Origin of the sequence: Rothia sp. HMSC062F03 (genome assembly GCF_001836905.1) — a bacterium.
Lineage (GTDB): Bacteria > Actinomycetota > Actinomycetes > Actinomycetales > Micrococcaceae > Rothia > Rothia mucilaginosa_A.
In genome coordinates this window covers 1-11227 of sequence record NZ_KV830873.1, presented here as the reverse complement: position 1 = coordinate 11227, position 11227 = coordinate 1, and the positions used below count along the sequence as shown (strand labels likewise).

Here is an 11227-nt window from a genome sequence, read left to right as displayed (position 1 = left end):
TGCGTTCACTGTATGGTTTTTGGATAACAACCCTGGGCTTCCTTCTGGAGGCTGAGGCTTTTTATTCGGAAATTTTGAATAACGAAGTTATTCGCTAGATTTTCCGTGGTTATAGCAAGAGGGAAACGCCTGGTTCCATTCCGAACCCAGAAGCTAAGACTCTTTGCGCCGATGGTACTGCACTTTTGTGGGTGTGGGAGAGTAGGTCGCCGCGGGTTTTTTATTCAAGAGGGGAAGACCTTAGAGGTCTTCCCCTCTTTTTGTGTACCCAAAAACTCTTAGAGCGAAAGATTGCTCCTTCAAGCAAAGAAGCTGAGGAGCATGGCTGGAGCCTAGGAGACAGGTCTTAGGCGGTACAGGGAACCTCTGGAAGCTGTCATAGATTCGTCCGAATGACGAGGTAGAGGGCACGGTAGAGAAAGTCTTGATACCTTAACAACAAGAGCAGTCCACATCTCTACTCCAACGAGTAGAGAGCAAGCAAAGGAGCATCATCATGGCCGATGAGAAGAGCATCTACGAACGCTGGAGCGAAGAACGCCTCGACCCGCCCCTCCCCAAAGAATGGGGACTGAGCAAAGAAGACGAAGCTGAGCTACTCTGGCCCATCTGGCCCCTCCTGTTCATGGGCGAATCCGATACCGGTCTGTACGTAGAAACCATCACCGATAATGTGATGGACGTACTCGGGCTGGAATATGACGGTGAGAATGAAGACAGCAAGCTCTGGGAAAAGCGTGTAGAGGGCTACGTGGAAGAGCTCATCAAGCGTCGTCGTGCATTCGCCGCTGAGCTGGGTATTACCCCCGAGATGCAGAAGAACTCGAACCTTAACCGTGCCTTCGCAGCACTGGAAGAAGAAGGGGTTATCGCACGGCAGAACTTCACCTGATGCGGTACCTGCGCATCCGCAGAGATCTGGGATGAGATCGACGATAGCCGTGAATGGAAGGGATACATCTACTTCCACCAGCAGGACGCCGAAAGCCTCGCAGAGAGCGGCGGCACCTACGTCGGATTCGGTTCGTTCCTCGCCTACCCCAGGGACGAAAATGAATGGAACGCGCTGAGTGATGCGCAGAAGGAAGAGATCAGTGCCCTTCACAAGAAGCTCTCCGTAGAGCTCATGAAGGATACGATTATCCCTGTACTGGAGAAGCACGGCCTGAGCGTGGAGTGGAAGGGGAACTTTGACACCCGTCCGTTCATTGGGGGAGTAGAAGTCTACAACATCCCCTAGCGGTAGTGAGCCGAACCGGATGGGAGCCTTGCGGCGTATGTAGTAGGGAGGGGCACTTCCTGATGCTACAAAAGTTTACAGAGAAAATATACTGAGAGCGTGAGAACACGATTCACAGCTTCTTAGACAGAGTATTAACTAGCCGATAAGGCACCCATTCGGTAGGCTAGACGGGTAGCGCGGTACGTCCACACTAGAGATAAGACAGAACCTGTCCTCGAGATAGGAACTGCTCGACATGACTTTCAGCTGCTATACGCGGCAGGAAGCTGAGCTCTAGAACGCCCGGTAGAGATACAGGCGTGCCCAGCTTGGAAGAGCACAGGGGCATCTGAATCTTTATCGGGCAGAAGCATACTCCCACCGAGTAGGCTAGAAGAAGTGGATGAACCGCCAACCCATATTCCCAACCAAAGGAGCAGGCATGTCGACCGACGCCCGCGAAAAAGCCCGTCAGATTGCGGCGCAGCAGGCTAAAAAGAGCCCCAGCAAGGCAAGCCGCCGTTGGCTCCAGCTCGGCGTACTCGCCGTGGTCCTCGTTATCGTAGGTATCATCGGCTTCGTTGTGGTCAACGGTAACAAGAACAACAAGATTGCGGAGAGCGGCCCCGTACCCGCCAGCGCCAACGAATACGGCGGTATTGTGCTGACCAAGGACGGAATCGTCAAGAACTCCTCCACCCAGGAGACCCGCGACTTCAAGCAACTGGCCACCTCAACCTCCTCCGTGACCCCCATGGTCAACGGAACCGCGGCAGCCGTCAACACCCTGCCCCCGGGCGTGCAGACGGCTGAAGAGGCCGCCAAGAACGGTCAGCCCGTGCGCGTGACCATCTTCCAGGACTACAACTGCGTGCACTGTGCAGAGTTTGAGACTAAGTACGGTGAAGAAATCCAGAAGCTCGTCGAAGACGGCACTATCACCCTGGAAATCCGCAACCTAACCTTCCTGGACCGTTCCTCGCCCACCGCATACTCCGCACGTAACGCGGCAGCTGCATACTCTGTGGCAAACCAGGTGAGCACCAGCAACTTCCTGAACTACCAGCGTGAGATCTTCTCACACCAGGGCACCGGCGACATGAACAACCAGCAGATCGCCGATATCGCTTCCAAGTACGGTGCCTCCATTGGCTCCGACATGAACGAAGACAAGTGGCGTCCCCTTGTGGACGTGGTTAACGCCGAATCCGCAAGCAACGGTATTCAGGGTACCCCCACCGTCTTCGTAGACGGTGACCAGTACACCAGCAACGACTTCAGCGCTTTCCTCAAGAGCAAGATTGAGGCCAAGAAGAAGTAATGTACCCTCGGTGGGTCCGGCAACCGGCAACGGTTGCCGGACCCCCGGTCTTTAACCGCTCTCGAGAACTATGCGTGATGCGGAGTTTCAATGAGATACCGGTGAAGGTCGGACCATCGGTCCGTGAGACCGGCCTGAGATAAGGACGGCTAAGCGGAACCGAGGCAGGGGAATAGGGTACACTGGACGGGTTGCCTCCTTAGCTCAGTTGGCCAGAGCATCTGTCTTGTAAACAGAGGGTCACCGGTTCGAATCCGGTAGGAGGCTCTCACGATCCTGATTTGCGCCGACCACCCTCGGGCATATCAGGATTTTGTTGTAGCGAGTGTCCACAGCGTCTAGGGACCCGCACCCGCACATCCACAACCCATCCGAGGAACATGTATGTCTGAGACCTCCGGAACCTCGCAGGCCCCCGCGCCGCAGGGAACCCGCCCCTCCACCCCGCGCAGCATCCGCCCGCGCGAAGCCGGCGACTACCCCCTCGAAGAATTCATCGAATCGCGAGGGTTCCGCCCCGAAATCCAGGGCCTGCGAGCCTTCGCGGTGCTACTCGTCGTGCTCTACCACGTCTGGTTCGGCAGGGTCTCCGGCGGTGTGGACGTCTTCCTCTTCATCTCCGCCTTCCTGCTCTCGCTCTCCTTCATGCGCAAGATCAACGAAGGCAAGCCCCTCAAACTCTTCAACTACTGGTTGCACGTCTTCCAGCGCCTGCTGCCCGTGGCGACTGTCGTTATCGCCAGCACAACGATCGCCTCATTCTTTGTGCTTGCGCCCAGCCGCTGGTCGCAGATGATGCAGGACGCCACGAGCTCCCTTTTCTACTACCAGAACTGGAACCTGGCGTTTAGCTCCGTGGATTACTACGCCCAGAACGCCGCCGCGAAGTCACCCTTCCAGCACTTCTGGTCGCTTTCCATCCAGGGGCAGATCTTCATTATTTGGCCCCTGCTTTTTGCTGCCGTCGCCTACTTTGTGCACCGATACCGTGGGAACCTCTTCACGACCGCGGTCTTCGTCTTCAACACGGTCTTTGTTGCCTCCCTGACGTTCTCCATCGTTGAGACCAATAGCAACCAGGGTTTTGCCTACTTCGATACCCGCACCCGTCTCTGGGAATTTGCTATCGGCACCCTGCTCGCTATGCTCACCCTCAAATGGAAGGCACCCGAACGCGCACGCGTCGTGATGGGCTGGATCGGCATCGTCGGCCTGGTTACCTGCGGCGCCATCCTGCCGGTTGAACGAGCTTTCCCCGGCTACCTGGCTCTGTGGCCCGTGTTCTCCGGTGCGCTCGTCATCATGGCCGGTAGCACTAATAGCCGCTGGGGCGTGGACCGCCTGCTCTCCTCGGCACCTCTGCAGAGCCTCGGCAATATTTCCTACGCCCTGTACCTGGTCCACTGGCCCATCCTGATTCTCTACAGCACGGCTGTGGGCACCTCTCGCGTGAACTTTATCGAGGGCGCGGTTATTATCCTGGTCTCTATCGGCCTGGCTTGGCTGCTCATCCGCTACGTGGAGAAGCCGCTGCGCTACCGTAAGGATCCCTTCGTTCCCTGGCTCATGATGAAGATGCGTTTTAAGACCGTCTTCTCCGTGAAAACCTGGGCCGATCAGGTGGCCTTCCTGCTGGCTATTTTCCTCGTGGCCGGAGGTCCTCTGCTCATCGCGCAGGCCTGGCTAACCTCGCAGAACACTGAGTCCACCCGCAACGCCGAGTTGCAGGTTCAGACCGTCAACGACAACTATCCGGGTGCGCGCGCTATTGGCGGGGCGCAGCAGGGCCTCATCGATAATCCGATTCCCACCGGCGGCGATGTGAAGGCGCAGTACGAATCGCTCAGCGATACCTGCACCGGCGCCTTCGCGCCCTCCGACGCTGCGCTCGCCAGCTACTGCAGCCTGCAGAAGAGCGGAGCGGACGATGCGCCGCTGACCATGATTGTGGGTAACTCCCACGCAGAGCAGGCTCTCAGCGCTTTCAAGCCCATTGCGGAACAGACCAAGACCAACCTGCAGGCCTACCTGCTCGGTGGTTGCCAGTACCCGACAAGTGCCGTGACCGCCACTCACGAATGCTCGGAGTTCAACTCCAAGCTGACTGAGGAAATCCTCAAGCGTAAGCCTCAGACCGTGGTTCTGGTTGCTACCGCGGCCCAGGCCCGTTCCAATGAGGAGAAGAGCGATCCCGCTCTGGACGAGACGGTTCACCGCCTCACCGAGGCGGGTATCCAGGTTATCGGTCTGCGCGATAACCCGCGCTTCGAGTTCAACATCTACGAGTGCGGTCAGAAGGCTGGAAGCGACAAGAGCTCCTGCGCCCGTCCGGCCAGTGAGAAGTACGCCGCCGAGAACCCCGCAAAGGAAGTCTTCGACAAGTACCGCAACCAGGGTGCTGTTATGGTGGATCTGAAGGATGTCTACTGCCCCGACGGGACCTGTAGCGCCGTAATCGGCAATATCTACGTGTACCTGGACGATAACCACGTGAGTAAGACCTACGGCCGCACCATGGCCCAGACCGTCTTCCAACGTGCTGCAGAAGGTGGCTGGCTCGTGGGAGGCAGGGTCAACCTCTAGCCTCGGCCCTAGAGTATCCCGCGCCTTGTGGAGTCCCCCGAACCGTTCAGCGGGTCGGGGGACTCTGCATTTTAACGTCATAAACCGCGCGAAAACCGCCTGCGCTTGAACGAATGGTCAGGATAGACTAACTTGGAACTTGCTTAGGCTAATCTAAGTGTGTAGACCGCGGATATGGCAGAAAGAACTCGATGAAGGAAATCACCGAACGCACCCTCAGAGTGGAGAACGTTAGCCTCGGATACGGCGAGAAGACCATCGTCAAAGACCTCTCCCTCGAGTTCCCGAAGGGCAAGATTACCGCGATTATCGGCCCCAACGGCTGCGGCAAATCTACCCTGCTACGTGGTGTCTCCCGACTGCTCAAGCCGCTTAACGGCGACTTCACCCTTGACGGCAAATCCACCCACGAATACTCCATGAAGGGATTTGCCCGCATGGTCGGGCTGATGCCCCAGCATCCCATCGCTCCCGAAGGAATTACCGTAGCCGACCTCGTCTCGCGCGGCCGCTACCCCTACCAGGGCCTCTTCAAGCGCAATAGCGCCGAAGACGACGAGGCGGTTGCCTGGGCGTTGGAAGCCACCGATACCATGTCTCTGGCAGAGCGTCAGGTCACCGAGCTCTCCGGCGGCCAACGCCAGCGCGTCTGGATTGCCATGGCGCTCGCCCAGGAAACCGATATTCTACTGCTGGACGAGCCGACTACCTACCTCGACCTGGCACACCAGGTGGAACTGCTCGACCTGCTTGCCGAACTCAATGAGGAGCGCGGAACGACCATGATTATGGTCCTCCACGAACTAAACCTGGCCGCCCGCGTGGCCGACTACCTGGTCGCCATGAAGGAGGGGTCTATCGTCGCTCAGGGCGAGGCCGGCGCCGTGCTGACCCGTCCCAACCTCGACGAGATTTTCGGGCTAAAGGCCGAGGTCACCGATCCCTTCGATGACGGTAGCGTCGTGGTCGTCCCGCATCCGCGGGGCGCATCCATACCTGAATAAATCGCGGCGGAGGGGAAGGGGAAGAAAACAATATCTGGGATTCCCGCCCCCATCGTGGGATACTGGATAACAGGACGCACTAAGCGATGAGGCCGGTACACCGCGCGGGTGTACCGGCTTCTTCCATAGAAGGGCTATTCTCTACAGACGCCCGGAAAGAAGAACACAATGACGACCCCGCTCCTAGACTCCAACGGCAAGCTCAACGGCGAATCCGTACGATACGTAGCAATTGGCGATTCGTTTACCGAAGGCGTGGGCGACGTTGACCGTCGCCGCCCCAACAACCTACGAGGCTGGGCAGACCGCGTTGCCGAAGGCCTCGGCGCAGTAGACCCGCAGGCACAGTACGCAAACCTTGCTATCCGCGGACGCCTGCTCGGCCCCATCCTGGATGAACAGTTGCCTCGAGCCCTCGACCTCTGCCCCAACATTGTTACGTTCTACGGTGGCGGCAACGATATTATGCGCCCCAACGTTGATATTGACCGGCTCATGACCCGCGTCGACGAAGCCTTCGCCGCCATGCGCGCCCAGGACATCACGATTCTGACCATTACGGGCCTGGATGTGCAGGGTCAGGGACCCTTCGCCCGCACCCGTGGCCGCACCGCCACCTACAATGAGCTGCTGCGTGGCATTGCCGAAGACCACGGTGCGCATATCATCGACTACTGGCGCTGGACCGACTTTCTTGACTGGCGACTGTGGGCTGATGACCGCCTGCACATGAACGATCTCGGCCACGAACGCTTCGCATCCCGCGTGTTGGCGCAGCTGGGCCTGCCCGGCGTGGTGACTGAATCGGTACTGCCCCCGGAGGTGCAGCTGACCGCCCGTGAGAAGGTCGAACAGGAAGCACGCTGGGTCCGCGAGTTTGCCCTGCCGTGGATCGGCCGCCGCCTGAAGGGCACGAGCTCCGGCGACGGCGTGACCCCCAAGTACCCGCAGTGGGTGCCCGCGGCAAGTCTTAAGAACTAGGCTGAAGAACTAGGGGCGCGGTGGCTCACGGTACGGTGTAAAACTGTACGCCGGGGGAGTGTCCTGCGCGGTATCTGTACCGTATTTGCGCTCGCATCTACGCCGTAACTGGAACGGTGAACCCGCTGTTACTCGTACCGCCGAGAACCCTTAAACTGCCCTTTAAAACCGGGGCAGAGACGTTAAAACGAGAGTTAAAAGCTTTTTAAACGCGTGTTTAAGCCTGTTTAACAGCCCTGTGCACACCGTCAGAATCGGTGGTGCGGGGCTGTTTTCGGCTTAAATCCGGCTTAAGCTGTTAATCTCACAGCATGAATTTCAACGGTGTAATTTATCGCGGGTCACATGCAGAACGTTCGTTCTTAAGATGGGCAGGAAAGTATCTTGTTTCCTTGAATTTAAAGGTCCTTAAAACCTTCTGGACTTGCAAAAATACCTGATTTTGCTAGAATGGATAGGTATGTTTGGCGTAGCGTGTCATGCATACTCCCTTGGAATGCGCACTCCCTCGTGCAGGTGGTGCATCCGACTCAGAACACCGAGATTCCGCGGGATTTAACGGTAAATACCGGCGCGCAAGCTTGCGAGAACCCCCGTGTTTACCTAGAATTTAACGCTGTTCGTAGTGGTGGAAACGCCTCTCGACACTAATAAGCTTCACCGTTTTTCCCGCGGCGGGGATCGATGCGTGGCCTCTCACCCACGCGACGGTCTCAAACACTCTAGCCCGGCGAATAACCCGGTGCTTCTACATTGGTGGCGGGACGCTCACGAGTAACATCGACTGCGTACCGTCATAAAAGTCAATCAATAAAGGAGTGAAACATGGCAGCAGTCTGCCAGGTGACCGGAGCTGTTCCCGGCTTTGGACACAGCATTTCGCACTCGCATCGCCGCAACAAGCGTCGATTCGACCCGAACGTACAGAAGAAGACCTACTGGGTTCCTTCGCTGCGTCGTAAGGTAACCCTGAACGTGTCCGCTAAGGGCATCAAGGTGATCGATGCTCGTGGCATCGATGCCGTTGTTGCAGAAATCATCGCACGCGGGGAGAAGATCTAGTAAATGGCATCCAAGGCTAAGGACCTCCGTCCTATCATCAAGCTCAAGTCCACTGCTGGCACCGGTTACACCTACGTGACCCGTAAGAACCGCCGCAACAACCCCGACCGCATGGTGCTGAAGAAGTACGACCCCGTCGTCCGCAAGCACGTTGACTTCCGAGAGGAGCGCTAAGAATGGCTAAGAAGTCCAAGATCGCTCGCAACGAGCAGCGCAAGGTCATCGTCGCTCGCTACAACGAGAAGCGTATCGCGCTGAAGAAGACCCTGATCGACGAGAACGCTACCCCCGAGGAGCGCGAAGCAGCACGCGTGGCACTGCAGAAGCTGCCCCGCAACGCTTCCCCCGTGCGCGTGCGTAACCGCGACCAGATTGACGGTCGTCCCCGCGGCACCTTCCAGAAGTTCGGCATTTCCCGCGTGCGCTTCCGCGAGATGGCACACCGCGGCGAGCTGCCCGGCATCACCAAGTCCAGCTGGTAAATCTGGTATTTTAGTTCCTAAACGGTTTTCCGTCGTTACCGACGGTCACTCGCTTTAGACTCAAACCTTTTAAGTCTCTGGAAGGGGCACCCTAATGGCTAAGAACCGTACCGAACTCGTTGCAGAGGTTGCAGAGAAGTCTGGCAAGAGCCAGGCAACCGTGAACGCAGTCCTCGACGCAGTGTTCCAGGTTTTCGAGTCTTCCGTCTCCAAGGGCGAGAAGATCACCATCCCCGGTTGGCTGGCAATTGAGCGTACCGACCGTGCAGCTCGCACCGGCCGTAACCCGCAGACCGGCGAAACCATTCAGATTCCCGCCGGTCACGGCGTGAAGCTGACCGCAGGCTCCAAGCTGAAGGCAGCAGTCGCTAAGAAGTAATTCTTGAGACTTTGAATCTGCAGAAGGCCCCCACCATCAGGTGGGGGTCTTCTTTGTGTGTCAGGGTGTTTTTCGGGGAGATCCTTGTGGGACACACAGAAAAATTTAAGAAATTTTATTCATAATCCATAAAAGCTATGCATGAGCTGAGCGAAAATACGCGAATTTCAAGGAGCTCTGGGAAAAATACTTATGCAGAGGGTGAGTGACACAGCTTAAACACAGCTAACTAAAGCTCAGTCTTAGACTCACACTTTAGGCTTATACCAACGGATCGGAGAACATCGCATCGACGAACGATGAAGGGTTCTTCGAACTGCCACCGACCATACACCCCATACACCCCGCACCCCGCGGGGCCTCGTAGAGGAGACCCCACATGGCACGACACAATCGGCATCGCACTGACAATCACCCCGCAGGCGCTCGCCGCGGCCTTCGAACCGGCGCGGCCGCCCTTTCCCTGGCCGCTATTGCCGCTCTCGGCCTGAGCGCATGCGGCACCCAGAACACCTCGAACACCACCACCGCAACTGCCACCGCAATGGCAAGCAACACGGCAGATGCCGCGGTCAATGCGGGCAACGGAAAGGTGACCGTCAAGGCCAGCCCCACCGCCAGCCCCACCGCATCCGCCGGTAGCACCCAGAGCGCCGGAACCGTGACCGTCACCGGTGCGGACGGCACCGGAGTTACCGCGGGAGCCGACGGAAGCATCACCGTCAACGGCGCCGACGGCACCGGTGTCACCGCAGATGCCAGCGGTAACGCTACCGTCAACGGCGGCTCGGGTAACTCCGGATCTTCCGCGAAGGTGGATGAGAAGGCGGGGGAGAGCGCATCCTCAAGGGGTAATAGCGGTAACTCTGGCACCACCGCTACCGCCAGCGGGACCATCAGCGCGGCTAACGGTTACACCCTCATTGAGATTGAGAGCGATGGCGGTTGGAGCTACCACGCACCCAACGGCGACGTCATTGAGGTAAACGCTGACGGTTCCTGGGAACGCGTTGGCCAGAACGGTACCGTTGAAGTGAAGTCGGACGGCTCATGGGAGCAGACCGGCCAGGGTAGCGTTGTTGAGGTGAGCGCCGACGGCACCTGGAAGCAGACCGGCCAGGGCACAATCCAGGTGCCCGTCGTTCCCGCCAAGCCCGCTGGGGCCACCGTGAACCCCGTGCAACCGGTCGTGCCCCGCTCGTAAGCCGCGAAATTTTTATGGCTCGACCCTCAGCTCACTGAGTAGGTCAAATCCCTAACTCTCGATAGAATTAAAATGGTTGGCTAACCGATAAACGTTCAAATATTCTTTACGAATATTGCGGAACCTTCCCGAACACCTCACCCTGCCAGCCAGCTGTATTGAACAACCACTAGGAGAAAACAATGGCAATTACCCCCGCAGCGAAGAAGACCGCCGCCGTTCTGTCCATCGCCCTTGCAGGCGCACTGGGTCTGAGCGCATGTGGTTCGCAGTCCTCCTCGAACACCACCGCAAGCTCCTCGGCTACCGCATCGCCCAGCGCATCGACTCAGGCTACCTCCAGCTCCTCGGCTAAGGCTTCCTCCTCCGCATCGGCATCGGCAACCGCTAACGTGAGCGTTGACGCTAACGGCAACGTGACCGTCAAGGCTAACGACGGCGAGGGTAACTCCGCAGACGTCAAGGTCGGCGCAGACGGCAAGGCATCCGTAGACGCTAAGGACTCCGAGGGCAACACCTCCAAGACCGAGGCTGACGACAAGGGTAACGCTAAGGCAGAGTCCAAGGACTCTGCGGGTAACACCTCCGTGAGCGGCTCCGAGGTTTCCGAGGACGGCAGCTGGACCGTTCAGGACGACGCCACCAACACCCAGATTGCTGTGCAGGCTGACGGTTCCTGGAGCCGCCAGGATGCAGAGGGTCAGGTTTCCGTGCAGGCTGACGGTTCCTGGAGCATCCAGACCAACGCCGGCGTGCAGGCAACCGTGGACGCTTCCGGTGAGGTGACCTCTATCATGGGCGGCGAGAAGTCTCAGCTGCAGGCTCCGAAGGTTCCCACCAAGCCCGCTAAGGCTAAGGTTGATCCCGTCAAGCCCGCACAGCCCAAGTAAGCTGTAAAGAGCTGACAACGGCTAGTCACGCTCTGCGAGCGAATAGCCCGTCTGACTTATAAAGACGCTCCGTGCGCATCCGAACGTGATGCGTGCGGG

10 protein-coding genes, 1 tRNA gene, 1 rRNA gene and 1 pseudogene are annotated in these 11227 nt (G+C 58.1%); all 13 read left to right on the top strand.

The features are described from left to right. Window positions 1-101: 101 nt before the first annotated feature. Window positions 102-218: ribosomal RNA gene (gene rrf / locus HMPREF2674_RS03765) — 5S ribosomal RNA — on the top strand. Between the two features lie 278 nt (window positions 219-496). After that, window positions 497-1240 (top strand): annotated as a pseudogene (locus HMPREF2674_RS09670) (cAMP-binding protein). 424 nt (window positions 1241-1664) lie between these two features. Further along, a complete protein-coding gene (locus HMPREF2674_RS03755) occupies window positions 1665-2543 on the top strand; it encodes a DsbA family protein (RefSeq protein WP_049334023.1) in 879 nt (292 codons plus the stop codon). Between the two features lie 193 nt (window positions 2544-2736). Then, window positions 2737-2810 (top strand) — tRNA-Thr (locus tag HMPREF2674_RS03750). Between the two features lie 117 nt (window positions 2811-2927). Further along, window positions 2928-5126 (top strand): acyltransferase family protein, encoded by a 2199-nt coding sequence (locus tag HMPREF2674_RS03745; protein ID WP_070824867.1) that lies wholly within the window; start codon window positions 2928-2930, stop codon window positions 5124-5126. A 191-nt stretch (window positions 5127-5317) separates the two neighbouring features. Continuing rightward, window positions 5318-6130: an ABC transporter ATP-binding protein gene (locus tag HMPREF2674_RS03740; protein WP_049334025.1), complete on the top strand. Its 813-nt coding sequence runs from the start codon at window positions 5318-5320 to the stop codon at window positions 6128-6130. 168 nt (window positions 6131-6298) lie between these two features. Continuing rightward, window positions 6299-7111: an SGNH/GDSL hydrolase family protein gene (locus HMPREF2674_RS03735; RefSeq protein WP_070824866.1), complete on the top strand. Its 813-nt coding sequence runs from the start codon at window positions 6299-6301 to the stop codon at window positions 7109-7111. A gap of 825 nt (window positions 7112-7936) precedes the next feature. Continuing rightward, window positions 7937-8173, top strand: a complete 237-nt coding sequence (gene rpmB, locus HMPREF2674_RS03730; RefSeq protein ID WP_004005966.1) for a 50S ribosomal protein L28 — start codon at window positions 7937-7939, stop codon at window positions 8171-8173. A gap of 3 nt (window positions 8174-8176) precedes the next feature. Further along, on the top strand, window positions 8177-8347 hold the full coding sequence (gene rpmG / locus HMPREF2674_RS03725) for a 50S ribosomal protein L33 (RefSeq protein ID WP_004005967.1): 171 nt from the start codon (window positions 8177-8179) through the stop codon (window positions 8345-8347). A 2-nt stretch (window positions 8348-8349) separates the two neighbouring features. Next, window positions 8350-8655 carry a 30S ribosomal protein S14 gene (gene rpsN / locus HMPREF2674_RS03720; RefSeq protein ID WP_005506731.1) on the top strand — a complete coding sequence of 102 codons (306 nt, stop codon included), beginning with the start codon at window positions 8350-8352 and terminating at the stop codon, window positions 8653-8655. A 94-nt stretch (window positions 8656-8749) separates the two neighbouring features. Further along, window positions 8750-9034 carry an HU family DNA-binding protein gene (locus tag HMPREF2674_RS03715; protein ID WP_049334027.1) on the top strand — a complete coding sequence of 95 codons (285 nt, stop codon included), beginning with the start codon at window positions 8750-8752 and terminating at the stop codon, window positions 9032-9034. Window positions 9035-9413: 379 nt separating this feature from the next. After that, complete coding sequence (locus HMPREF2674_RS03710) at window positions 9414-10238, top strand: hypothetical protein (RefSeq protein ID WP_070824865.1); 825 nt, start codon at window positions 9414-9416, stop codon at window positions 10236-10238. Between the two features lie 182 nt (window positions 10239-10420). Further along, window positions 10421-11128 (top strand): hypothetical protein, encoded by a 708-nt coding sequence (locus tag HMPREF2674_RS03705; RefSeq protein WP_070824864.1) that lies wholly within the window; start codon window positions 10421-10423, stop codon window positions 11126-11128. Window positions 11129-11227 lie beyond the last annotated feature (99 nt).